A 23,542-nucleotide genomic window follows, 5' to 3' on the forward strand; every position below is an offset into this window, starting at 1 on the left:
TTTATATAAAGGAAAGGAAGAAAAAAATGACTTACAACGCAGGAAATTATGATGTCATTGTTGTTGGAGCCGGTCATGCTGGAATAGAAGCAGCGCATGCTTCTGCCCGTATGGGGGCAAAAACATTAATGCTGACATTGAACTTAGATATGATTGCATTTATGCCTTGTAACCCATCTATTGGCGGTCCTGCCAAAGGTATTGTCGTACGGGAGATTGATGCACTTGGCGGAATTATGGGGAAAATCATTGATAAAAGCTATATCCAAATGCGGATGCTGAATACTGGAAAGGGGCCGGCTGTACAAGCATTACGTGCACAGGCTGATAAACCAGTATATATGCAGGAAGTGAAGAATCTGGTTGAAAATGAAGAGAACTTAACGGTCCGCCAAGGGATGGTAAACTCGCTTATCGTAGAGGACGGCATTTGTAAGGGAGTTATTACAGAAACAAAAGCAGCTTATTATGCTGAATCGGTTATTGTGACTACCGGAACATTTATGCGCGGGAAAGTGCTGATGGGCGATTTAGAATATGAAAGTGGCCCAAATAATCAGCGTGTATCCATTAAGTTATCAGAAAACCTGGAGGAATTAGGTTTTAACTTAACACGTTTTAAAACAGGAACACCTCCACGTGTAAACAGCCATACAATTGATTATTCACAAACAGAAATTCAGCCTGGAGACGAGAATCCGAAAAGCTTCTCTTATGAAACAACGGAAGTGATTGAAGATCAAATTCCTTGCTGGTTAACGTATACGAATGAATTCACACATGAAGTAATTAATGAAAATTTGACGTTATCAGCCATGTATTCTGGTATGAAGCGGGGAACCGGGCCAAGATATTGTCCGTCAATTGAGGATAAAATCGTTCGTTTTAATGATAAGCCCCGACATCAAATTTTCTTAGAACCAGAAGGAAGAAATACAGAAGAGGTTTATGTACAAGGGCTATCAACTTCTTTGCCGGAGTCTGTGCAGCATGAAATGGTAAAATCTGTTCCAGGTCTGGAAAATGCAGAAATTATGCGTGCCGGCTATGCGATTGAATATGATGCGGTAGTTCCGACACAGCTGTGGCCGACATTGGAAACCAAACGTTTGCCTGGATTATTCACTGCCGGTCAAATTAACGGAACTTCAGGTTATGAAGAAGCAGCTGGTCAAGGCTTAATGGCCGGCATGAACGCAGCAGCAAAAGTAACTGGTAAAGAACCGATTATCTTAGATCGTTCCCAAGCATATATCGGCGTAATGATTGATGATCTCGTAACGAAAGGAACAAATGAGCCTTATCGCTTACTGACATCACGTGCAGAATACCGCTTATTGCTTCGTCATGATAATGCAGATTTACGTCTTACCGATATTGGCTACGACTATGGGTTAATTTCTGAAGAAAGATACGCTGCTTTCACAGCGAAGAAAGAGCAGGTGGAAGCAGAAAAGAAACGTCTAAATAAAATCGTGGTCAAACCAACGGAAGAAATACAAAACGTGATGAAATCCGCTGGTGCTGCACCGATGAAAGAAGCAGTTAAAGCATATGATTTATTAAAACGTCCCGAATTAACGTATGAATATGTCGAGCAAATGATTGAAATTGACGAGAATATCAGTGATGATGTAAAAGAACAGGTAGCGATTCAAATTAAATATGAAGGCTATATTAAAAAAGCAAAAGAGCAAGTAGCAAGAATGCTGAAAATGGAAGATAAGAAAATACCAGCAGATATCGACTATAATGCAATCAATGGCATTGCCACAGAAGCAATTGAAAAATTGAAAAAGGTACGCCCGCTTTCTGTTGGTCAAGCATCCAGAATTTCCGGAGTAAACCCGGCAGATATCTCTATTTTGCTCGTTTATATTGAACAAGGAAATATTGCCCGAATTGCAAATTAAAATAAGAAAATAGCGGCGTTATCCATACGTCGCTATTTTTCTAAATATTATACAGCGCTTTCTATTTTGATGTATCGATAATATTGATGCAGCAGGGGAGGGGAGTTCTCCCTGTATGAATAAAAAAGAATACATAAAACTCTCGCGTAATTGATATAAGTTGAAATTTGTATTTCAACTTATATAAAAAGATAAAGGATGCTTGATATCGAATTTATTTTTAACGAACAGATGATCAAATACAAATGAAGGAAAAGGAGACTATAATGAAACCAGAACAATTTGTCCAAGCGTTGGAAGAAAAAGGAATAACATTAAATGAATCACAACAACAAGCATTTCATCTTTATTTTCAAGAGCTTGTCGAATGGAATGAAAAAATAAATTTAACAGCAATTACAGAGGAAGAAGAAGTATATGAAAAGCATTTCTATGACTGTATTACGGCCGCTTTTCATACAGATATGACGCAGGAGCTGTCTATTTGTGATATTGGCGCAGGTGCGGGCTTTCCAAGTATTCCACTGAAAATATGCTTTCCACACTTAAAGGTAACTATTATTGATTCATTGAAAAAACGAATTACATTTTTAAACCATTTAGCCAATACACTGGGATTGACTGACGTTGCTTTTTATCATGACCGTGCTGAAAATGCAGGGAAAAACGATACATTCCGCGAACAATATGATTTAGTAACGGCCAGAGCAGTAGCCAGAATGTCGGTGTTGAGTGAATTATGTCTTCCATTTGTGAAAAAAGGCGGCTATTTTGTTGCGATGAAAGGATCACAAGCAAAAGAAGAGCTGGAAACAGGAAAAGCAGCGATTGAATTGCTTGGGGGAGAAGTAGAATCGATTGATACGTTCACACTTTCCCCTGATGCAGGAGAACGTTCTATTGTTAAAATCGCAAAGAAACGAAAGACACCAAAAAAATATCCTAGAAAAGCAGGAGTACCAAATAAAGAACCAATTGAATAGCTGCTTTTTAATCTAAAAAAAGATTCACAAACTGACAAAAAGATGCGCTTTCGATTATTTAAATTCATTTTATATTTTTTCAGCGGTAGGTATGGTAAAATAGAAACTGTACATATGGACTGTTCGTTGTTGTATTTATAAAAGGATAGATGCTATTATATGAATGTTGTACAGGTGAATAAACCATCTATATAATAGTAGATGAATTCACGAAGTAATTTGGAAAGTTTAATAATGTTTCACGTGAAACATTATCTTTTAATTAAGAAGTAAATTAGGAATGTTAACATATGAAAAAGAAACCTCTGCTAAAAATTGTCCGTTTAAGCGTGACAAGAGATGTTGAAGTTATCTTAAATGTTTTCGGTGGGACGCGTAATCACGAAATCTCTTCGATGGGGCAGGTGATTACAGCCCCGAGCTAATCTAAGTCCCGTTCTGTGAAAGCTCGTACAGCTTCGGGCTTTTATTTTTAATAGATTTGATAATGAATAGTTTGTTAATTTTAGAAGGTGGTGTCAGCAAGTGGTGAGTCCTTTTAATCGGATATTTGGAAAAAGCGATAAGGATCCAATTGATACGGAGAAGGTTTCCTATTCTTCAGATGAAGTGATTCAAATCGATATCGATAAAATTCAGGCCAATCGCTACCAGCCACGAACGATTTTTCAAGAAGAAAAAATAAAAGAATTAGCACAAACCATACACACACATGGAATGATTCAGCCAATTGTCGTTCGTAAACTAGATGAAGATTCCTTTGAGTTAATTGCAGGGGAAAGAAGATGGAGAGCAGTTCAGCATTTAGGCTGGAAACAAGTATCCGCAATTATTCGTGAAATGAGTGATACGGAAACAGCTTCTGTTGCACTTATTGAAAATCTGCAACGGGAAGAACTGACAGTAATAGAAGAAGCCATAGCATATAATAAATTGCTTGAGCTGCATGATTTGACGCAGGAAGCATTAGCGCAGCGTCTTGGTAAAAACCAGTCTACAATCGCTAATAAACTGCGATTATTAAAGCTTCCGAAAGAAGTGCAGGATGCTTTATTGGAAAAATTAATTACAGAAAGACATGCACGTGCTTTAATTAAGTTAAAGGACGAGGAACAGCAGCTTCTCCTGTTAAAAGAAATTCTTGAGAAAGAATTAAATGTGAAGCAAACAGAAGAGCGAATCTCTAAAATCAATGAGCCAAAAGAGGAAAAAAAGAAGCCAAAACCAAAATTCAAAGGTATTAATAAAGATGTCCGGATTGCAATGAATACAATCCGACAGTCCCTTAATATGGTGTCAGATACGGGTGTTGATGTGGAATCAGATGAACAAGAACTCGATAATTATTATCAGATAACCATTAAAATACCTAAGCAAAAATAGCAGCAGAATGAATTAGTATACCGGCTTTTCTTTGCCCATCTTAAGATTAGATGGGTATTTTGTTTTGAACATACATGATACATTTGCTCGGGTAGTATTTTGGATTGTTCTATATTAAAATTAAATTAAAAAATGCTAGAAAGCATCGTAAATTTAAAATAAATGCTATGATAGTGAATAGAGAAGTGATTGCTCAATTTTTTTTGATGAAAAGAATGAAATTTCATTTTATCAGGAAAAATTTGAACAACCTCCAACTAAGGTAGGTGTCAACATGGGAAAAATTATATCCATCGCAAATCAAAAAGGAGGCGTTGGAAAGACAACCTCATCTGTGAATGTCAGTGCTTGCTTAGCTTCATTGGGGAATAAGGTATTACTCGTGGACACAGACCCCCAAGGAAATGCAACAAGCGGGGTAGGCGTGAATAAAGCAGATGTCAGTCAATGTATCTACAATGTATTAGTAGAAGATACACCAGCAGCAGATGTCATTGTTCCCTCGAATTTAGAGAACTTAGATATTATTCCTGCAACGATTCAACTGGCAGGATCAGAAATTGAACTTGTTCCCATTATTTCAAGAGAAATTCGACTGAAAACGGCATTAAGCGAGATAAAAGACCAGTATGATTATATTATTATTGATTGTCCGCCATCATTGGGATTACTGACAATTAATGCATTAACCGCATCCGATACTGTTATGATTCCAGTACAATGTGAGTATTATGCATTGGAAGGCTTGAGCCAGTTATTAAATACAATACGATTAGTGCAAAAGCATTTGAATACAGAATTAATGATAGAAGGGGTTCTTTTAACGATGCTGGATGCACGTACTAATCTCGGTCTTCAAGTGATTGAAGAAGTGAAGAAGTATTTCCAAGATAAAGTATTTGAAACCATTATTCCAAGAAATGTTCGTTTAGGGGAAGCACCGAGTCATGGCCAGCCGATTATTTCTTATGATTCCAAATCTCGTGGTGCAGAGGTATATCTTGATTTAGCGAAGGAAGTGATGACAAATGCAGAGAGGGTTAGGTAAAGGAATTAACGCGTTGTTTCCAGAAGCTGAAAAAGACAGTAAAGATAATGTGCAGGAAATTGAATTATCTCATTGTCGTCCCAATCCTTATCAGCCAAGGAAGAGCTTTCAGGCAGATTCTATTGAAGAGCTAAAAGACTCGATTAAAGAGTACGGTGTTATTCAGCCGATTATTGTACGGAAAAGCCTTAAAGGTTTTGAAATTGTTGTCGGGGAAAGAAGATGCCGGGCAGCAAAAGAAGCTGGATTAGAGACAATTCCTGCTATTGTCCGTGAATTGACAGATGAACGCATGATGGAAATTGCGTTACTAGAAAACTTGCAACGTGAGAACCTGACTCCAATTGAAGAAGCACAAGCCTACGCTAATTTAGTAGACAGGCTGAATATTACGCAGCACGTCCTGGCTGAAAGATTAGGGAAGAGCCGTTCCCATATTGCGAATATGATTCGTTTATTATCCTTGCCCGAGGAAGTAATTGCTCATATTAATAATGGTGAGTTATCCATGGGACACGGACGGGCATTACTTGGGTTAAAAGAACAGGAAGCGATGCTTGCTGTAGCCAATAAAATACGCAATGAGAAGTTAAATGTGCGGCAGGCAGAGAAGCTTATTATCGCTATGAACGAAAAACAAGTGAAACAACAGAAGAAGAAGCCGAAAAAGGATGTATTTATCCAGGAAAGAGAAACGGTGCTTCGTGATACGCTTGGCACAGCCGTTCATATTCATAAAGGAAAGAAAAAAGGTAAAATTGAAATTGAATTTTACAATGACGATGATTTAAATCGTATTCTGGAATATCTGGAAAAATAGGAAACAGCCGATATACTGCAAATAAGCAGTATATCGGCTGTTTTTTTGTTAAAAAGTAAGAAAGTATAAAATGTTGAGGATAGCCGCTCCAACGGATTTCATGGGGTGAGTAATCTTAGGCTCCAGAAATACACTCCGCTTTCCGTGGGCCTCGAGCCCATCTCCTTTAAAGAAGACTTCCTGATTGGCAAGCCGACAGGCGCAGACAGAAGCATAGTCGCACTCATGCCCCGCGGGTAGAAAAAAAGAAGTCCGCTTTTTTCTGCGGGGTCTTCACACTGGGACTGGGATTGCGATTACTCGTCCCATCGAAACCCGTCGCAGTGGACATCTCTTTGGCAAGAATACTCGTGTTTTAAAGATCAAGCGGTATTCTTGGTTTTTCTTAATCGTCGTAAACAAGCTAGGTGTAGATGGAATGAAAGAAGTCATTTTGACAAAAAATAAAACTGTTTTATTTTATATGCTGGGAATATATGGTAAATAAAATTTCTGATGCTTAGGAAAGTTAGCTTTAGCCTAATAAGCTAAGCCTCAATATTTACGTATCCTGCTCAAAATGTAATTGCAGAGACTGTAAATACGATTTACTGTTTGCATATATGGATGAACGAATACAAGTTAAAAAATTTTTCACATGAAAAAAATATGTATTTAGATAGCTTAATTATTCTGAAAAGGTCTTTCAAATTAACTATGTAAACGTTTAATGGAATTTAATGTGTTAAATGTTTCCTTAGGGAAAAATAGTAGACTAGCTAAAATTTACTTGACAAAACGAAATACAATGCATAAAGTAGGGATTAGATAATAAAGTTTACCTTATGCAAAAAACGAGGGAGGAAGAAAGATGAAGAAAGCTTGGAAGAAAATACTGGGCTTTGCTATACTAACGGGAGTATTCGTTTTAGCAGCTTGCGGCTCAGACAGTGAGGAAGAAAACGGAAGCGGAGGCGCATCAGGTGACAAGCCAATTGAAATTGTCACAACAATTGCGCAAATCGGGGAGCCGATATCCCAGATTGGCGGAGACCTAGTAAATGTAGAGACATTAATGGGGCCTTCTGTGGATCCGCATTTATATGACCCAACACAGGGGGATATAGCTACGTTATCAGAAGCAGATGTCGTCTTTTATTCTGGGTTACATTTAGAAGCGAATATGGAAGAACCATTAGAATCAATCAGCTCCGAAAAACCAGTGTTGGCAATTGGGGAAACATTGCCTGAGGATGCTCTCTTAGAAGATGAAGAAGAGCCGGGAGCTCCAGACCCACACATATGGTTTGATTATAATCTGTGGCAGGACGCATTAGATGCTGCAGTAGAAGAATTAAAAGAGTATGCTCCTGAGCATGCAGATGAACTGGAAGAAGGAAAACAGGAATATTTTGCACAGCTAGAAGAACTAGATGAAGAAGCAGCAAAATTACAAGATATCCCTGAAGCGCAGCGCGTGCTTGTAACGGCACATGATGCATTTAATTATTTTGGTCAGTTACACGATATGGAAGTAGTTGGTCTGCAGGGAATCAGTACAGAAAGTGAAGCCGGTGTTTCTGATGTGAATAATACCATTTCTATTATTGAAGAACATGAAGTTCCAGCTATATTTGTAGAAAGCAGCGTGAATCAGGACACGATCAATGCAGTTATTGAAGGAGCTTCCAATAATGGAATGGAAGTAGAAATCGGCGGAGAACTATATTCTGATGCAATGGGCGAAGAGGGAACAGACGAAGGCACATACATTGGAATGTATAAGCATAATATAAATACAATCTATGAAGCATTATCTGGAGGAGATGAGTAAGATGACATCATCTGTAATATGCGTAGATGATTTATCAACTTCTTACCAAAAAAATAAAGTATTGAATGATGTAAGTTTTGAAGTGAAAGAAGGAACGATTACAGCGATTGTCGGTCCTAACGGTGCCGGTAAATCGACATTAATCAAGACCATGTTAGGACTTCACCCCAAGCTGACAGGAAATGTCAGATTTTGGGGCAGTCCTTTTAAAACTGCAAAGAAGAAAATCGGTTATGTCCCTCAACGCGGCTCGGTTGACTGGGATTTTCCAACGGATGCTCTGGATGTAGTAACCATGGGGCTATATGGAAAAATCGGCTGGTTTCGTATTCCTTCTAAAAAAGATAAAGAAAAAGCAATGAATGCCTTGAAGAAGATGGGTATGGAAGCTTATGCACATCGTCAAATCAGTCAGTTATCAGGAGGGCAGCAGCAGCGTGTATTCTTAGCACGTGCACTCGCTCAAGATGCGGAACTATACTTTATGGATGAACCTTTGGCAGGAGTAGATGCGTCTACGGAAAAAGCGATTATGACTATTTTGAAAGAATTAAAGAGCAATGGCAAGACCGTGTTGGTTGTCCATCACGATCTGCAAACCGTCTCAGAATATTTTGACCATGTCTTATTTTTAAATAAAACCGTATATGCTCATGGGAAAACAGAAGAAGTGTTCACAACGAATAATATAGCGACAACGTATGGTGGAGATATGCAATGGGTTGGAAAGGGAGATCAATATGTTATCCAATCTTCTTCACATTAATACGCTATGGGTGATGGCAAGTACTATGATTTTGGGTATCGCTGCAGGGGGAATCGGATGCTTAGCTTATTGGAAAAGACAAAATCTGATGAGTGACGCTTTGTCCCACGCAGCATTACCCGGTGTTGTAGTAGCTTTCTTGATCATCCAGGAAAAAAATTTATTATTACTTGTTATTGGTGCAGCACTCAGTGCGCTTTTAGGGGCCTTTTTTATTCAATGGTTTTCGAGCGCGACAAGAATTACGGAAGATACCGCCATGGGAATGACGTTATCCGTCTTTTACGGTGTCGGTATTATGCTTTTGGCGATTGCCAACCGTTCTCCCGGCGGGAACCAGAGCGGATTAAATAACTTTATCTATGGGCAGGCAGCGGCAATGGTTCGTTCCGATGTCATTACAATGATTGCACTGGCATCAATTGTTATTTTGATTATATTCCTTGCTTTCAAGGAATGGAAATTATTCTTATTCGATGCTAACTTTGCAAAAGGTGTCGGAATGTCCATACGCGGCATGAACGTGCTGTATACCATCGTGCTGGTAACAACCATTGTTATTGGTATCCAGGCGGTTGGTGTTATTTTAATGGCTGCGATGCTGATTATCCCGGCTGTGAGTGCAAGATATTGGACGCATTCCTTTAAAATGATGATTTTGCTTTCTTCTGCAATAGGAGGCTTAGCTGGTGCGTTTGGTACATGGGTAAGCTCCACAGGAAGCGGATTGCCGACAGGACCTTTTATCGTCCTCACTTCCTCCACTGTTTTTATCCTTTCCTTATTATTTGGAAAGGAAAAAGGGATAGTTATTAATTTCATCCAATTTAAAATGCAGCAGCGGGCATCTCAAAAAAAGCATCCATTAGCAGCTGAAAAAGGAGGATCACAATGACTTATACGATGTGGATTATTTTAACAGCATCTCTTGTGGGTCTTTCCTGCGGCTTAATCGGTGTATATCTCATCCTGAAGAAACAGGCGATGATGGCAGATGCAATTAGCCATACGGTGCTGCTTGGGATTGTATTAGCTTATATGGTAACACAGCAGTTATCTGGAACCGCAATGCTAGTAGGCGGTATTTTTGCCGGAATTCTTACTGCATTCCTTGTGCAATCCCTTAATAACTTGAAGGTACAGCACGACGCTTCCTTGGGAATTGTATTTACAACCTTATTTGCCATTGGTGTTATTTTAATTTCTACCTCTGTTGGGAATGTGCACTTAGACGTACAGCACGCATTGATGGGGGAAATAACATTTGTTCCATTTACAACAATGGATATTCCATTGATCGGATCAGTACCTAAAGCCACTGCTATTCTTGCACTTGTGTTAATTGTTGTGATTTTCTTTATTATTGCCTTTTATAAGGAATGGAAAATTACTTCTTTTGATCCGGCGCTGGCAGCAAGCATAGGTATACCAGTGATTTTCTTTCACTACTTATTTATGACACTTGTGTCGGTAACCACCGTTGCTTCTTTTGATGCAGTCGGTGCCATCCTTGTGGTTGCCATGCTGATTACTCCAGCAGCAGCAGCTTACCTATGGACAGATAAATTAATCTTGATGCTGTTTTTAAGCGGTGGATTTGGCATCATCTCCGCTGTTGCAGGATATTGGGTAGCTACGTGGCTGAATACATCTATTTCCGGATCCATGGCGCTTATGACAGGCTGTATCTTTTTTATAACCTTCCTGCTCTCGCCAAAGCATGGTCTGATCTCGAGATGGGTTCGGCCGGCAGAAATCAGGGAAGAGGCGTAAAGTGAAACTTCCTCCAGCGGGAGATTTTCGACGCACCACGATAAAATCTTTTCAAAAGGGATTTCGTATCTGGAATAGGATATGGAATTCCTTTTTCTTTTGCTATACTTACAGATAAGAGAAAAAATAATAGGAGTAATCAACATATGGCGAAAATTTTAGTAATAGAAGACAATAACGAAATCAATCAAATGATAGTAAACCTGTTGTCAGAGCATTATCCCGTGGCAGGAGCTTATTCAGGTACAGAAGGATTGCTGTTATTTCAGCAGGAATCTCCAGATTTAGTTTTATTGGATATTATGTTGCCGGGAAAGAATGGAGACCAAGTATTATCAGAGATTCGTAAAGTCAGTGAAGTACCAGTGATTATGCTGACCGCTTTAGGGGAAAAAAAGTTAGTCAGTGAATATTTACTGAATGGCGCCAATGATTATATTACAAAACCTTTTGATGATGAGGAATTATTAGCTAGAGTCATGGTCCAGTTACGCCAATTCAGGCAGGAGTCCGTCACCGGGGGAGCGCAATCTATTAAAAATATTTATGTAGATAGTTCTAATTTTGAAATTTCACGCGATGGAGAAAGGGTGCGGCTTGGTAAAAAAGAATTGGAGATTTTAACCTGTCTATTAGAGCATCCCAGTCAGATTTTTACGAAAGAGCAGTTATATGAAAGAGTTTGGAAGGAGCAATATATGCCGGGGGATAATACGTTAAATGCGCAACTGAGTAATCTGCGAAAAAAGATTGCTCTTTTAGATTCAGAAGAAGAATATATTGAAACAATCTGGGGGCTAGGAGTGCGTCTGGCAGGTGATCAGAGATGACAGTCCTAGTTATTTTATTATCTACTGGTTTATGCTTCCTTTTTGCGTTTCTCTATTTTCGACAGAAACACGCTTTAAAAAGATTATTGATGGATATAGAAGCGAAGAAAATATCTGAAACCAATTTGTTGTTAACAAGTCGAATACAGAATACGGAAGTAGAAAAAGTAATAAAGGTGTTTAACCTGCTTTTTGAAGAGCTGAGAGAGACGAAAGTAGCAAGCAGGCAAGAGCAAGAAACGTTAAAATTAGCTCTTCACAATATTACGCATGACATTCGTACACCGTTGACAGTTGCCAACGGTTATACGCAGCAGCTATTAAGGAAGGACACCAGCGAAAAGTCAATCGTCGAGAAAATCCAAGATAATATACGTACAGTGTCTGGGCGTTTAGATATTTTACTAGAATACCAAAACCTTTTAGAGCAATCTATTGAACCTATATTTCAGTCAGTGAATCTTACAGAGCTTGTGAAGCAGGAATTATTACAATACTATGATGCTCTTCAGGAAAAGAATTTTAACGTTGATATTGATTTAGAACAAGCGTATATCATTACAAATGATGCCGATTTGTTAAAGCGAATCATGCAAAATATTTTTGGAAATGTGTTAAAGCATGGGAGAGAATATTTACAGGTTCGTGTAAGTGGAACACAAGAGAGAATCCAGTTAGAAGCGATTAATCGGGAGCGGCATCCCATTAAAAATTTAGAAAAGCTGACGACGCGTTTTTATTCAGAGAACATGTCTAAAACAGAAGACTCCTCTGGATTAGGTTTGTATATTGCAAGAGAGCTTACTGAATTAACAGGCGGCTATCTGATTATTCAAGAGAAAGAAGATTTATTTATGGTGATGTTAGATTGGCCACACAGCTAAAAGCAGGGGAGGGCAAGGTGGATCAAAGAAATAAGGTTCTATTGCCTGTCAGAAGCAATAGAACCTTATTTGTTTTCCTTTTTTATAAGCTTTTATTACGAAAAGCTTGATAAGCAATATAACTCATAACTATGATGACACCTAAACTGAAGCATAGGAAAACGAGCCAGGAAAAATCCGGCAAGTCACGTACCCAGGCGTAATTTATCCCATACTGAAAGTCAACATATTTCAACCAGCCAATATTGAAAAAAGCACTTAAAATATTAATAATCAATGGAAGCAGGATGACGCTAAGGATACCCGCAACGTTGGAAAATGTGATTATCAGAATGCAAAGGCCAATGATAAAAATGGCATGGAAAGCGATAAATTGGATTCCTATTGTTTGTAAAGCATTCATCCAGAAATCCTGTGGAGCGGTACCAAATCCATTCTTAACAGCAGCAGTAAGAAAAGCAGAAGCGTAATAAAACAGAAATTGCAGGAAAGTGACTACAATGAAAATCAAATACTTAGAACCGAAGTATTGAAGACGGGAGACGCCGGAAGTCAGTTGGTTTTTATAACTTTTATGTACTAAATCATAGCCTGCAATCATAACAAGTAAAGGCAGACAGAAATAAACCAGGAAGTTCGCCATGCTGGAAAAAGCAATGAAGGTCTGATAGCTGTCCCAATCATAAACCTGCAAATGGTTTTGCATCTCTGTCGCCCCATCTGAAGTATTTACACCAACATTTCCTGTGGCTTCTGCTGTAACGCTGATGACTACAAACAGGATTAATAAAAACTGGGTAATATAAAATCCTTTTGTATGGAATAAGCGGTAAAGATCTGCACGTATCGCATTAACCATAGGTAATCTCCTCCATCTCTTCATGAACTAGGCTTGTAAAATATTTTTCTAAATCTTGTTTTTGGTAGTAGATTCCATCGATAGGAATTTGCTCCTGCACCAGTAAAACAATAATATGATTGATGTGATGCGAGTCATCGAAAATATGCATTTTATCTTTGGCAATAATCTTAAGCTGATAATGATTTGTTTCTTGCAATACACGACTGGCATTTTCCATCTGTGAAGTCTGTAATACAATATATTCTTGACTCAGCGTCTCAAATTCTTCTTTTGAGATTTCTTTCACCAATTTACCATGATGGATAATTCCAAAACGGGTAGCAACATGATAAAGTTCAGATAAGATATGACTTGAAATAATAATGGTCATTCCTTGTTCCTGCTGCAGCCGTTTTAACAACTGTCGAAATTCAATAATCGAGAGGGGGTCTAACCCGTTAATCGGTTCATCTAGTATAAGAAAATCAGGACGGGATAAAATGGCGATCGCAATCCCCAGCTTCTGTTTCATTCCTAAAGAATAATGTTTGAATTTCTTTTTATCTTTTGGGTCTAATCCAACGATATTCAGCGTTTCCTGGATAATCGTTTTTTCGTCAGTAATTCCCCGTAGTTTGCAGTAATAGGCAAGATTTTCCCAACCGGAAAGCGGCTCATAGGCGACAGGGACTTCGATAACACTGCCGGTTCTGCCTAAAGCTTTTACCCAGCTTTTTTCAGATGAAGAACCGAATAATGTAATCTTTCCGTTTGTTGGAGCAATTAGCTTTACAATGGATTTTAATAGGGTTGTTTTTCCCGCTCCATTTCTGCCAATTAAACCGTAGATTTCTCCTTTTTGTATGGATAAAGAAACGTTTTTAAGAGCATATTGGTCTTTATATTTCTTATTCAAGCACTTAATTTCTAATACAGTTTCCATTTCATTTACCTCCCATTCCTTATATTCTATATCATAAAGGGTGTTTCTCAGATTTTGCTCAATCAATTCTCAAATGTTTCTAAAAAATGAAAAGAACAGCATGATTTTTTTGAGAATATATTACCCAACGAAAATTTAAAAGAAGGTTCTCTATGATAAGCTTATTGGATAAAGAAAAAGCATTGCAAATTTATTGAAAGTTGATTATAATGCTCTTTAACTCTTTGTTTGATGAGATAGCTAATCATCTATATATTCATACATAAAACGAAATTTCATTCAGTGGGAGTTTTTATGGGAGGTTCTCCGTGATAAAACATATTTAGACGAAAATGTTTCACGTGGAACATTTTAAAAGAGGAATCCTGTAAAACTGTATAGACATAGGGGCTGTAAATACTTGTCCTGTTAAATCTCATGAAAATAGGAGGCAGGAAGTGGCTTTATTCGGAACAATTATTAATTTCGCATTTATTATTATTGGAAGCATCATCGGTTTATTTTTTACAAAAATTCCGGAACGGTTTAAAGAGACGGTGATGAACGGGATAGGACTGGCTATTGTTTTAATTGGTCTGCAGATGGCATTGCAGACGGAACAGATTATTGTGGTCTTATTAAGTTTACTATCTGGAGCAATCATTGGAGAAGGGTTAAAGATTGAAGAAGGCTTAAATCGTTTTGGAAAGTGGATTGGCTATCGTTTTGCAGCGAATGAGAATGATACAAGCATCTCGCAAGGGTTTGTAACAGCTTCTCTTATCTTCTGTGTTGGAGCAATGGCAATTATCGGTGCTTTAGACAGCGGCATTCGCGGAGATCATGGTATTTTGATTACCAAAGGAATCATTGATGGATTTACAGCACTTGTGTTAACGACTACCTTAGGCATTGGTGTGATCTTATCAGCCATTCCCGTTGTGCTTTATCAGGGAACGATAACGCTTTTGGCAACCCAAATTGACAAGTGGGTGTCGGCCGCTTTTTTAGATGGATTAATTGTCGAGTTGACTGCAGTCGGCGGTCTGCTTATCCTGGCAATTGGCTTCAATTTATTAAATATCACCAAGATTCGCATCGGGAATTTACTGCCAAGTATTTTGACAGTAGTCCTTGTTTACTATCTTTTTACTTTATTCTAGAACGAAAAAAATCGGGCAGAGAGAGCCCGTTTTTTTATGCTTAAATCATATTTTTAACTGTATTTATATGCCGGGAATAAGTTAATTGTCTGTCCACCTGTTTGAGTATGCCTGCTACTTCTAAAGCCATATCCATGACGAGTGACAGGCGGGTATTTTGTAAAACGGTTTGTTCCATAAATCCGCTGACATTGACAACCCCTGTAATGTTCATATTGCCAACCTGAGGGAGCTGTTTGTTTAATGCAAGACCAGGCTTTAAAGGCTTGTTTTCAGCAATTATACTTCCAACAGAGCTGCTTTTGCCCAGGCATGCATCAATGGCAATCAGATAAGGTTTCTCGTGATTTTTATAAATGCTTAAGAGGGATTCTTTCAGGTTAACCGCATGAACCGGCTCATGAATCGTTCCATAAACATGTAAATTTCTGGGACGCATTTCCTCGAAATACATACCAGCGAGCGGGCCTAATGCGTCTCCTGTAGAACGATCAGTACCAATGAAGACAGCGATATAATCAACAGCTTTCAAAGGAAACCAGGGCATGATTTGATTAGATAATGTTTTGGCTATGTCGGGTTCTTGATAATTTGCTCTAAAATGGTTTGATTGTATGCGTAAGCTTGTTTTTAGATTCATAGCAGTTCCTCCAAAATCATATTGTTACAGTATACGGTAATTTACGAAGAACTATACGTATGAATTGGAGGAAATACCATGTGGAGAAGAGGCCTGCAATGGACGGCATTAATCCTTGGTGCAACGATTGGTGCCGGATATGTATCAGGAAGAGAACTGTGGCAATTTTTTGGGCATGAAAGCGGACTGGCTATTGTGTTATTTTCTTTTCTATTTTCATTCTGCTGTTATGTGATTATGGCAATCAGCTACCAAATGAAAAGTGAAAATTATTTACCTGTTTTAGAAATAATTGCTGGAAAAAAGCTGACGAAGGCATTTGACGGATTAATCCTTCTTTATCTGTTCACCACGACGATGATTATGATTGCGGGAAGCGGGGCAACGGGGCAGGTATTTCATTTACCATATCCGGTCGGTATCGGAATTACTGGAATTGTACTTGTATTGTTATTTATTAAGGGAATAAACGGGTTATTGACTTTTAATGAACTTATATTGCCTATTTTGATTGGCGGGCTTTTGTATGTGTTAGCAATGTATGTTTCCAATCAAAATTTACAGCTGTTTGCATATTGGCACCAGCAGCGAAATTGGTTTTCCGCCTTTCCCTTTACAGCATTAAATATTCTTCCGCTGATTGCTATTTTAGGAGCGATTGGAAATAAGGTGAAGGGAAGAGGAGAAATTATTATTTGCTGTATTGGGACAGGGGTGTGCTTAGGAATTGTTTCGTATATTTACAATAGTAGCTTGATTCAAATCGCGGATGAAATTATTCTTTATGAGATTCCCTTATTCGCTATTTTAAAAGAATTTCCATTAGGGATGATTCTATTTATGTCTATCCTTCTTTGGCTGGCAATCTTTACAACCGCCGCTGCAGGGATGCTGGGTATCGCAACCAGGGTGCAGTCATTTTTAAGAGAAGAAAAGCCAATGTACCTGATTGTACTTATTTCGGTATTGCTTATGCTTCCATTAACAGGATTTGGTTTTGCTAATTTGGTGAATTTCCTCTATCCGCTATACGGTATTCTAAATTTATATATTTTAGCCAGACTGTTAACCTATCCGTTATGGAAAAAAACAAAATAATACTTCATTGATGAATAACATGTATATAACTTCTAAATAAAGGACTGTTAAAAAAATGAAGGTGTCAGAGAATAGTATAATCCCGATGTCATCTCAATTTATAAATAAAAAACTTGCAAAATATAATATATATATGTTTATATTTTTGCAGATGGGAAAAACATTATGGTAGTATTTTTTAACATCCAATAATAGAAGAACTGTTTTATTAAGAAAGTGAAAGGAGTTATATACGCATGAACTTGAATTTTATAAGTCATCAATTTGACAGGTTATGGGATTATTTCAGCAATCCTGAATTGTGGTTAACCATTTTAGGAGGGGCCATCCGGATTGCTTTAATTCTTCTTATTTCTTGGCTGGTTGTCCGTATCGTGCGGAAAATAGTAGATAAATTATTTGTACAAAGGCAGCATGGGCCAATAAAGATTCCGAAACGCCGGGAAGATACACTGAAGAAATTGATTAAGAGTGTCGTTGCATATGTTGTTTATTTTATGGCACTTGTTATGATATTGGAAGTCTTTAACTTTGAAATTGGACCATTGTTAGCCGGCGCTGGTGTTGCAGGTCTGGCAATCGGTTTTGGGGCACAGAACCTTGTGCGTGATATCATTACTGGCTTCTTTATTATTTTTGAAGATCAATTTTCAGTAGGTGATTATGTGTTAGCTGCTGGAATAGAAGGAACAGTGGAAGAAATTGGACTACGCACGTCAAAAATTGTTTCCTGGACAGGAGAACTGAACATTGTCCCTAACGGAAATATTGATCAGGTAATCAATTATTCATCTCGAAATGGCCTTTCTGTTGTCGATGTAAATGTGCCGTATGAAAGTGATATCGCACATGTAGAACAAATTATTCATGAAGTAGCAGAAACACTGCCGGAAAAATATGATTTTATTTTAGGTGTTCCAGAGATTATCGGTGTTCAAAATCTGGATGTTTCTCATTTCGTTGTTCGTATTATTGCAGAAACAGAGCCGGTCTTCCAATGGGCGGGAGAACGGAATATCCGTAAAGAGATTCAGGACAAGCTATATAAATCCGGGGTTAAAATTCCTTCTCCTCGTATTGTTGCTTATTCCGAGCAGGAAATGGATCAATTAACACAGGAACGTCAAGAACGTCGGCAAAATCGAGGATAATCCTCCTTTAAATTTGCTATAATGTAAGAAAAGCGCTGCGTTTTCGTTAAAAAGGTTCTTGGAGCCAGACAGCATTATTTCAAAAAAGGAGCAGGAGTTATGGATAAAGAATTTGGTTTGCGTGACGTTGTCCAAATGAAAAAGCCGCATCCATGCGGAGAGAACCGATGGCAAATTATCCGGATGGGGATGGATATCCGGATTAAATGTCTTGGCTGCGGGCATAGTGTGCTTATCCCGAGAAGAGATTTTACGAAGAAGATGAAAAAAGTTCTAGAAAAACACGAAGAATAGTAAAAAATGATTTTACTGATGAAAAGACAAGACAAAAATAAAAAATTCCTTAGAAGAAAACTCAAAATGGGGTCAGACAATGGCCCTGTTTTGAGTTTTCTCATGCTTGTCTTTTTGCAGCGGACTATCTATAATTGGAGTTACGAAAATGTTCATGAACGAATTAAGTCCTTAAGGAGTTGGAAAAAGTAATATGGCATTAACAGCAGGAATTGTCGGCCTTCCAAATGTAGGAAAATCTACCTTATTTAATGCAATCACGCAGGCAGGAGCGGAAGCAGCAAACTACCCATTTGCTACAATTGATCCGAATGTAGGGATTGTGGAGGTTCCAGACGAACGTTTAAATAAATTAACAGAGCTTGTAAAACCAAAGAAAACAGTCCCGACTGCATTTGAATTCACGGATATTGCCGGAATTGTGAAGGGTGCAAGCAAGGGGGAAGGACTAGGAAACCAATTTTTATCTCATATCAGACAGGTAGATGCGATTTGTCAGGTTGTACGCTGCTTTGAAGATGAGAATATTACACATGTTTCCGGAAAGGTCGATCCAATTGATGATATTGAAATCATTAATCTGGAGTTGATTTTAGCAGACTTGGAATCGGTCAATAAACGATTTCAGCGTGTAGAAAAACTGGCGCGTCAAAAGGATAAAGAAGCATTGGCAGAGTATGAGATTTTAAACAAAGTAAAAGAAGGCTTAGAGAACGATCAGCCGGTACGTGCTTTAGAGTTTACAGAGGAGCAGGAGAAAATAGTTAAAGGACTGCATCTGTTAACGAGTAAACCTACCTTATATGTGGCCAATGTAAGCGAAGAAGAGGTAGCAGACTCTGATTCAAATGAAAATGTTCAAAGAGTAAAAGAATATGCAGCCAATGAGAATGCAGAAGTAATTGTGGTCTGCGCACGTATTGAGGAAGAAATAGCTGAATTAGAACCGGAAGAGAAAGAAGAATTCCTGGAGGATTTAGGTATTTCTGAATCTGGTTTGGATCAATTAATTAAAGCATCTTATAATTTACTTGGACTGGCTACATATTTTACAGCCGGTGAACAAGAAGTGCGGGCCTGGACTTTCCGTCAGGGTATCAAAGCACCTCAGGCTGCAGGGATTATCCATACTGATTTTGAACGAGGATTTATTCGTGCAGAGACCGTATCTTATGATGCTTTAGTAGATGCAGGCAATATGGCGACAGCAAGAGAAAGAGGTCAAGTGAGACTGGAAGGAAAAGAATATATTGTTCAAGACGGTGACGTTATTCATTTCCGATTTAATGTATAAGTGTATTTTCTAATTATAAGCTGGGTAACAGTAAATATTTAAAAATAAACGTAATCAGGTTCTCTCGAAGGCTTGTCATAACATAATTTATTTGGTATAATGTCCAAATGTGAGTAATTAAAAAATTATTCCTTGCTCTTATATCTGTGATTCATACGGAGTTGCAGAGAACAGAGCCGCTAAGACCAAAAGGAGGTGTAACGGATGAGAAAATACGAAATTATGTACATCATCCGCCCAGATATCGAGGAGGAAGCACAAACTGCTTTAATCGAGCGTTTTAACAAAATCCTTACTGATAACGGTGCGGAAATCGAAAAAGTTGATGAAAAAGGCAAGAAACGTCTTGCATATGAAATCAATGACTATCGTGATGGCTATTATGTTGTTATCAATTTCCAAGGTGATGAAAATGCAGTAAATGAATTTGACCGCCTAGCGAAATTCAACGATGATATTATTCGCCATATGGCAATTCGAGATGAAAAATAATAAGGAGTGGTTCTGATGTTAAATCGTGTCGTATTAGTTGGCAGATTAACGAGGGATCCTGATTTACGCTATACACCAAGCGGTGTGGCAGTAGCTAATTTTAATATTGCTGTGAACAGACCTTTTTCAAATCAACAGGGAGATCGCGAAGCAGATTTTATTAACTGTGTCGTTTGGCGCAGACCTGCGGAGAACCTGGCGAATTATATGAAAAAAGGAAGTTTGATTGGTGTAGATGGCCGTGTACAGACACGTAATTTTGAAGGCCAGGATGGCAAACGGGTTTATGTAACAGAGATTGTTGCAGATAGTGTTCAATTCTTAGAGACGAAAGGTTCCCAAGGGGGCGGACAGTTTCAATCGGATGGATACCAGAACAACCAAAATAATCAGAACCAATATCAGCAAAATCCATTTTCATCAAATCAAAATCAAGGATTTAATCAAAACCAAAATCAAAATACAAGTCAGGAAGATCCATTTAAAAACAATGGAGAACCAATTGACATATCAGATGATGATTTACCGTTTTAAATCATTTTCACTAAATTAATTTAAAAGGAGTGTATTCACATGGCAGCTCGTCGCGGACGCGCAAAACGTCGTAAGGTGTGTTATTTCACAGCAAATGGAATTACACACATTGACTATAAAGATGTAGATTTGCTAAGACGTTTCGTTTCTGAACGTGGAAAAATTCTTCCTCGTCGTGTAACTGGAACTTCTGCAAAATATCAACGTAAATTGACTATTGCAATTAAACGTGCTCGTCAAATGGCTTTATTGCCTTACGTAACAGACTGATTAAAAAATCCCTCAAGTTTTAATGGACTTGAGGGATTTTTTATGTCTTTAAAAGGGCATATAGAAGCCCTTTTGGGGATGCTCACGTCATGTAGGCAGACAGGGAGGGTCATTTCATCCAGTAAAAGTTTATTAAATAACAAAATAAATACGATTCAGGCAAGCATAGAAATAATAATAATAAAAAAGGGATCTACAGCCTGTCTTTTTTATTTCTCTTCTAGCCTCTCCTCATAAAAAACGCTTCAAGTACAGGCAAATACGTAGCTGTACTTGAAGCGTTTATATGAATTTATGAATCTAATATTATAGAGTAACCACACCAATTAATACAGCAATGACTAATAGAACGATACTGAATCCCCATAACCAGAAGAAAGAGTATTTGATATGTTTCCCCATGTTAGCTGACGCAAGTCCAATTCCTAACCATAATGCAGGAGAGAAAGGACTTACAAATGTTCCAATGATGTTACCAATCATCATAGCGTATGCGGTAGATACAGAAGCAATCCCTTGGGAGCTCGCAATCTGATCAACAATCGGCATCAATGCAAAATAATATGCGTCAGTACTGGTCAGTAAATCTAAAGGAACACCGAAGATACCAACAATAATGTGTACAATAGGAACAACAAATGCTGGCATGATAGCAATTCCGGCAAGTGCAATTTGTTCAAGCATGCCTGATTCGTTCAAGACCCCAAGGAATACTCCGGCAGCTAAAATAACTGCTGCCATCATTAAGGCATTAGGAGCATGGGCTTTGACACGGTTCATTTGATTATCGACGCCCTTGTAATTCAATGGAAGGGCAATCGCTACACCAATCATAAATGCATATTGAGGAGCCAGTAAACTAGCCATCATGGCCCCTAATACCAGAACCGTAAGAACAAGGTTTGCCGCGTTTCTCCATGCTAAATTTCGCGGCTGTTCTTTCGCCTGTGCCATTTCTTCATTTTGTCTTTTCGTAAAATTGTCAGCAATCGCAAGAATATTTACGTTTTCACTTAAGGTGATTTCACCAGCCGCCACTTTTTTACTGATTTTCTTTTTCTCACGAATTCCGAGAAAAGCAGCCAGTACTAAAATTAATACAGCTCCAATTGCCTGTATCGGAATAAGCGGCAGGTAGAAGTCAATCAAATCCATATCAATAACGGTTGCTGAACGTGCAGCAGGCCCTCCCCATGGAATCATATTGATAACACTTGCACTTAAAGCAACTAATAATAATAATAAATAACGGCTCATATGTAGTTCTTTATATAAAGGAAGCAACGCTGGAATACAGAGAAGGAAGGTAGATGCTCCTGCCCCGTCAAGTTGTGCAATCATTCCGATAACCGCGGTTGCCATGGCTACGATGATTACGTTCCCCTTTGTCATTAAAATCATAAAGCGTATGAAAGGATTAAATAAACCACTATCCTGCATAATACCAAAATAGATAATGGCAAAAATAAACATGATTACAACGCCCATTACTTGATCAGAACCAGCTGCTAAAAATCCAGATAGTTCCTCAAAATTAAATCCGGCTATAAATGCTCCTATGATTGGAATGATCGTCATTCCGACAATAGGGCTGATTTTATTTGAGATAAGCAAACCTACAATTGAAAAGATAATAAGCAGTCCAACAATTGTAAGCCAAACAGAAATATCTTCCATAATAAACCCCTTTTCTTTGCAAACGCTTTACAAATTACTAAAAAAATGCATAATAACACTATAAAACGTTTACAGATTAATTTCAACAATTTATTTGTTTAAATATGTAGAAAAATGTCATTTAACGGAACCTTTTCTGTGGGTATAAAAATACCATCCGCACCAGCAAAACTACTGGATAAATAAAAAAGATGAATAAAAACCAATCTGGAATGGACCAAATAAACGAGAATAAGGTAAAAATCAGCATCGGAATCGTCAGTGAACAAGCAGTCAACTTCCAAAGTGTGCCGTAATAGAGCTTCCGGTTGGCCAGCCGAACAATCCCTCTGCCGAGATAAGCGATAAATGAAATGACGCCCAGCAGCAGAATAGATAGAATTAAGTAATAAAACATAAAGAAATAAATAAGCTGAAAGATAATATTCATTTCTCCTCCTAAACCACTCCAGCTTGTTAAACGGGAAATTAGTTCAGGCAGGGATGTCACCATAAATAAAATGAAAAGGTAAATCATAATTTGATCCATCCCGATTCGGTTAATCTGAAACATAGCTTTTTTTTGTGGAAGAAAAAGACTTTCTTTGAGTATTTTTGTGAATTTCATTATTATCATCCTTTATATTGAAGTAGAAAAAGTCTTCTCCTCTAAAAATTATGAGCAAATAAAGAGCTTCATATTGGATTAAGAGAAAATATATACCGTTCAGAAACCAATGGAAAAGATATGATTTAATCTACTTTTAGTTGGCAACACTATTATTATATAGGAGTTAGCTTTTAGTTGGCTAAGAATACAGCGATATTCGACAAATTTCCCGGGAAATAATATGAAAATTCATTTTCAGTGTAACTTACCCTCATTTAATTGCATACATAGAGCGGTGATACTCCCTGAGCATAGTGAACACCACCGTTACGCCCTCTTTTGAACAAGGTACTATACAAGCCTT

The 23,542-nt window shown here is 38.0% G+C and carries 25 protein-coding genes; 20 read left to right on the top strand and 5 right to left on the bottom strand.

Annotation, left to right across the window (positions count from 1 at the left end; genetic code table 11):
• The first annotated feature begins 26 nt into the window (after positions 1-26).
• The 12 genes from mnmG (at position 27) to ACW0TQ_RS20105 (ending at position 12,213) form a co-directional block, all read left to right on the top strand.
• Positions 27-1,913, top strand: coding sequence for a tRNA uridine-5-carboxymethylaminomethyl(34) synthesis enzyme MnmG (mnmG, locus tag ACW0TQ_RS20050; RefSeq protein ID WP_193063767.1), 1,887 nt, complete (start codon positions 27-29; stop codon positions 1,911-1,913).
• Positions 1,914-2,179: 266 nt separating this feature from the next.
• Entirely contained in the window at positions 2,180-2,896 is a 717-nt protein-coding gene (gene rsmG, locus ACW0TQ_RS20055) for a 16S rRNA (guanine(527)-N(7))-methyltransferase RsmG (RefSeq protein WP_042528663.1), read from the top strand.
• A 290-nt stretch (positions 2,897-3,186) separates the two neighbouring features.
• The gene (locus ACW0TQ_RS20060; protein ID WP_455725947.1) at positions 3,187-3,321 is read left to right on the top strand and encodes a hypothetical protein; all 135 of its coding nucleotides are present in this window, start codon (positions 3,187-3,189) and stop codon (positions 3,319-3,321) included.
• Positions 3,322-3,421: 100 nt separating this feature from the next.
• A complete protein-coding gene (gene noc, locus ACW0TQ_RS20065; RefSeq protein ID WP_455725948.1) occupies positions 3,422-4,279 on the top strand; it encodes a nucleoid occlusion protein in 858 nt (285 codons plus the stop codon).
• Between the two features lie 274 nt (positions 4,280-4,553).
• Complete coding sequence (locus ACW0TQ_RS20070; protein ID WP_042528667.1) at positions 4,554-5,327, top strand: ParA family protein; 774 nt, start codon at positions 4,554-4,556, stop codon at positions 5,325-5,327.
• A complete protein-coding gene (locus ACW0TQ_RS20075; RefSeq protein WP_042528669.1) occupies positions 5,308-6,147 on the top strand; it encodes a ParB/RepB/Spo0J family partition protein in 840 nt (279 codons plus the stop codon). Before ACW0TQ_RS20070 ends, ACW0TQ_RS20075 begins: the two co-directional genes overlap by 20 nt.
• A gap of 850 nt (positions 6,148-6,997) precedes the next feature.
• A complete protein-coding gene (locus ACW0TQ_RS20080) occupies positions 6,998-7,960 on the top strand; it encodes a metal ABC transporter solute-binding protein, Zn/Mn family (RefSeq protein WP_256705449.1) in 963 nt (320 codons plus the stop codon).
• Between the two features lies 1 nt (position 7,961).
• A complete protein-coding gene (locus ACW0TQ_RS20085; RefSeq protein ID WP_455725949.1) occupies positions 7,962-8,726 on the top strand; it encodes a metal ABC transporter ATP-binding protein in 765 nt (254 codons plus the stop codon).
• Complete coding sequence (locus tag ACW0TQ_RS20090) at positions 8,701-9,621, top strand: metal ABC transporter permease (RefSeq protein ID WP_256705447.1); 921 nt, start codon at positions 8,701-8,703, stop codon at positions 9,619-9,621. Before ACW0TQ_RS20085 ends, ACW0TQ_RS20090 begins: the two co-directional genes overlap by 26 nt.
• Complete coding sequence (locus ACW0TQ_RS20095; RefSeq protein ID WP_256705446.1) at positions 9,618-10,499, top strand: metal ABC transporter permease; 882 nt, start codon at positions 9,618-9,620, stop codon at positions 10,497-10,499. Before ACW0TQ_RS20090 ends, ACW0TQ_RS20095 begins: the two co-directional genes overlap by 4 nt.
• A 146-nt stretch (positions 10,500-10,645) precedes the next feature.
• A complete protein-coding gene (locus ACW0TQ_RS20100; protein ID WP_256705445.1) occupies positions 10,646-11,329 on the top strand; it encodes a response regulator transcription factor in 684 nt (227 codons plus the stop codon).
• Positions 11,326-12,213, top strand: coding sequence for a sensor histidine kinase (locus ACW0TQ_RS20105; RefSeq protein ID WP_256705444.1), 888 nt, complete (start codon positions 11,326-11,328; stop codon positions 12,211-12,213). The genes ACW0TQ_RS20100 and ACW0TQ_RS20105 overlap by 4 nt, the downstream gene beginning before the upstream one ends.
• Positions 12,214-12,295: 82 nt before the next feature.
• On the opposite strand, the gene ACW0TQ_RS20110 is transcribed toward ACW0TQ_RS20105, so the two are convergent.
• A complete protein-coding gene (locus ACW0TQ_RS20110; protein WP_256705443.1) occupies positions 12,296-13,072 on the bottom strand; it encodes a hypothetical protein in 777 nt (258 codons plus the stop codon).
• Positions 13,065-13,997 (bottom strand): ABC transporter ATP-binding protein, encoded by a 933-nt coding sequence (locus ACW0TQ_RS20115; RefSeq protein WP_256705442.1) that lies wholly within the window; start codon positions 13,995-13,997, stop codon positions 13,065-13,067. The genes ACW0TQ_RS20110 and ACW0TQ_RS20115 overlap by 8 nt, the downstream gene beginning before the upstream one ends.
• Positions 13,998-14,434: 437 nt before the next feature.
• On the opposite strand from ACW0TQ_RS20115, the gene ACW0TQ_RS20120 reads away from it, so the two are divergent.
• The gene (locus ACW0TQ_RS20120; protein WP_042528678.1) at positions 14,435-15,139 is read left to right on the top strand and encodes a DUF554 domain-containing protein; all 705 of its coding nucleotides are present in this window, start codon (positions 14,435-14,437) and stop codon (positions 15,137-15,139) included.
• Between the two features lie 40 nt (positions 15,140-15,179).
• Here ACW0TQ_RS20120 and yyaC read toward each other — a convergent pair whose 3' ends face one another.
• Positions 15,180-15,779, bottom strand: coding sequence for a spore protease YyaC (gene yyaC, locus ACW0TQ_RS20125; protein ID WP_042528680.1), 600 nt, complete (start codon positions 15,777-15,779; stop codon positions 15,180-15,182).
• Positions 15,780-15,857: 78 nt separating this feature from the next.
• Between yyaC and ACW0TQ_RS20130 the strand changes: the two genes are divergently transcribed.
• The 7 genes from ACW0TQ_RS20130 (at position 15,858) to rpsR (ending at position 20,912) form a co-directional block, all read left to right on the top strand.
• Positions 15,858-16,877, top strand: coding sequence for a YkvI family membrane protein (locus tag ACW0TQ_RS20130; protein WP_193063761.1), 1,020 nt, complete (start codon positions 15,858-15,860; stop codon positions 16,875-16,877).
• A 236-nt stretch (positions 16,878-17,113) separates the two neighbouring features.
• Positions 17,114-18,028: a mechanosensitive ion channel family protein gene (locus tag ACW0TQ_RS20135; RefSeq protein WP_256705440.1), complete on the top strand. Its 915-nt coding sequence runs from the start codon at positions 17,114-17,116 to the stop codon at positions 18,026-18,028.
• Positions 18,029-18,127: 99 nt separating this feature from the next.
• Entirely contained in the window at positions 18,128-18,322 is a 195-nt protein-coding gene (locus ACW0TQ_RS20140) for a DUF951 domain-containing protein (RefSeq protein WP_256705439.1), read from the top strand.
• Between the two features lie 193 nt (positions 18,323-18,515).
• Complete coding sequence (gene ychF / locus ACW0TQ_RS20145; RefSeq protein WP_042528690.1) at positions 18,516-19,616, top strand: redox-regulated ATPase YchF; 1,101 nt, start codon at positions 18,516-18,518, stop codon at positions 19,614-19,616.
• Between the two features lie 204 nt (positions 19,617-19,820).
• Complete coding sequence (gene rpsF, locus ACW0TQ_RS20150; protein WP_042528692.1) at positions 19,821-20,108, top strand: 30S ribosomal protein S6; 288 nt, start codon at positions 19,821-19,823, stop codon at positions 20,106-20,108.
• 15 nt (positions 20,109-20,123) lie between these two features.
• Positions 20,124-20,642, top strand: coding sequence for a single-stranded DNA-binding protein (gene ssb / locus ACW0TQ_RS20155; protein WP_042528694.1), 519 nt, complete (start codon positions 20,124-20,126; stop codon positions 20,640-20,642).
• 39 nt (positions 20,643-20,681) lie between these two features.
• Positions 20,682-20,912 (top strand): 30S ribosomal protein S18, encoded by a 231-nt coding sequence (gene rpsR / locus ACW0TQ_RS20160; RefSeq protein WP_042528696.1) that lies wholly within the window; start codon positions 20,682-20,684, stop codon positions 20,910-20,912.
• Positions 20,913-21,218: 306 nt separating this feature from the next.
• Here the strand turns inward: rpsR and ACW0TQ_RS20165 are convergent, their stop codons facing one another.
• Positions 21,219-22,589, bottom strand: a complete 1,371-nt coding sequence (locus tag ACW0TQ_RS20165; protein ID WP_042528698.1) for a CitMHS family transporter — start codon at positions 22,587-22,589, stop codon at positions 21,219-21,221.
• A 121-nt stretch (positions 22,590-22,710) separates the two neighbouring features.
• A complete protein-coding gene (locus tag ACW0TQ_RS20170) occupies positions 22,711-23,196 on the bottom strand; it encodes a DUF1189 family protein (protein WP_193063757.1) in 486 nt (161 codons plus the stop codon).
• Positions 23,197-23,542 lie beyond the last annotated feature (346 nt).

It is taken from the genome of Oceanobacillus sp. M60 (assembly GCF_053839645.1).

What these genes read in the sequence shown, in the direction of transcription:
- ACW0TQ_RS20075 (WP_042528669.1), top strand. Translation starts at nt 5,308, where the DNA reads ATGCAGAGAGGGTTAGGTAAAGGAATTAACGCGTTGTTTCCAGAAGCT.
- ACW0TQ_RS20115 (WP_256705442.1), bottom strand. Translation starts at nt 13,997, where the DNA reads ATGGAAACTGTATTAGAAATTAAGTGCTTGAATAAGAAATATAAAGAC.
- ACW0TQ_RS20085 (WP_455725949.1), top strand. Translation starts at nt 7,962, where the DNA reads ATGACATCATCTGTAATATGCGTAGATGATTTATCAACTTCTTACCAA.
- yyaC (WP_042528680.1), bottom strand. Translation starts at nt 15,779, where the DNA reads ATGAATCTAAAAACAAGCTTACGCATACAATCAAACCATTTTAGAGCA.
- ychF (WP_042528690.1), top strand. Translation starts at nt 18,516, where the DNA reads ATGGCATTAACAGCAGGAATTGTCGGCCTTCCAAATGTAGGAAAATCT.
- ACW0TQ_RS20060 (WP_455725947.1), top strand. Translation starts at nt 3,187, where the DNA reads ATGAAAAAGAAACCTCTGCTAAAAATTGTCCGTTTAAGCGTGACAAGA.
- ACW0TQ_RS20165 (WP_042528698.1), bottom strand. Translation starts at nt 22,589, where the DNA reads ATGGAAGATATTTCTGTTTGGCTTACAATTGTTGGACTGCTTATTATC.
- ACW0TQ_RS20110 (WP_256705443.1), bottom strand. Translation starts at nt 13,072, where the DNA reads ATGGTTAATGCGATACGTGCAGATCTTTACCGCTTATTCCATACAAAA.
- ACW0TQ_RS20105 (WP_256705444.1), top strand. Translation starts at nt 11,326, where the DNA reads ATGACAGTCCTAGTTATTTTATTATCTACTGGTTTATGCTTCCTTTTT.
- ssb (WP_042528694.1), top strand. Translation starts at nt 20,124, where the DNA reads ATGTTAAATCGTGTCGTATTAGTTGGCAGATTAACGAGGGATCCTGAT.
- ACW0TQ_RS20170 (WP_193063757.1), bottom strand. Translation starts at nt 23,196, where the DNA reads ATGAAATTCACAAAAATACTCAAAGAAAGTCTTTTTCTTCCACAAAAA.
- ACW0TQ_RS20140 (WP_256705439.1), top strand. Translation starts at nt 18,128, where the DNA reads ATGGATAAAGAATTTGGTTTGCGTGACGTTGTCCAAATGAAAAAGCCG.
- ACW0TQ_RS20135 (WP_256705440.1), top strand. Translation starts at nt 17,114, where the DNA reads ATGAACTTGAATTTTATAAGTCATCAATTTGACAGGTTATGGGATTAT.
- ACW0TQ_RS20090 (WP_256705447.1), top strand. Translation starts at nt 8,701, where the DNA reads ATGTTATCCAATCTTCTTCACATTAATACGCTATGGGTGATGGCAAGT.
- rpsF (WP_042528692.1), top strand. Translation starts at nt 19,821, where the DNA reads ATGAGAAAATACGAAATTATGTACATCATCCGCCCAGATATCGAGGAG.
- rsmG (WP_042528663.1), top strand. Translation starts at nt 2,180, where the DNA reads ATGAAACCAGAACAATTTGTCCAAGCGTTGGAAGAAAAAGGAATAACA.
- rpsR (WP_042528696.1), top strand. Translation starts at nt 20,682, where the DNA reads ATGGCAGCTCGTCGCGGACGCGCAAAACGTCGTAAGGTGTGTTATTTC.
- ACW0TQ_RS20130 (WP_193063761.1), top strand. Translation starts at nt 15,858, where the DNA reads ATGTGGAGAAGAGGCCTGCAATGGACGGCATTAATCCTTGGTGCAACG.
- mnmG (WP_193063767.1), top strand. Translation starts at nt 27, where the DNA reads ATGACTTACAACGCAGGAAATTATGATGTCATTGTTGTTGGAGCCGGT.
- ACW0TQ_RS20080 (WP_256705449.1), top strand. Translation starts at nt 6,998, where the DNA reads ATGAAGAAAGCTTGGAAGAAAATACTGGGCTTTGCTATACTAACGGGA.
- ACW0TQ_RS20100 (WP_256705445.1), top strand. Translation starts at nt 10,646, where the DNA reads ATGGCGAAAATTTTAGTAATAGAAGACAATAACGAAATCAATCAAATG.
- ACW0TQ_RS20070 (WP_042528667.1), top strand. Translation starts at nt 4,554, where the DNA reads ATGGGAAAAATTATATCCATCGCAAATCAAAAAGGAGGCGTTGGAAAG.
- ACW0TQ_RS20095 (WP_256705446.1), top strand. Translation starts at nt 9,618, where the DNA reads ATGACTTATACGATGTGGATTATTTTAACAGCATCTCTTGTGGGTCTT.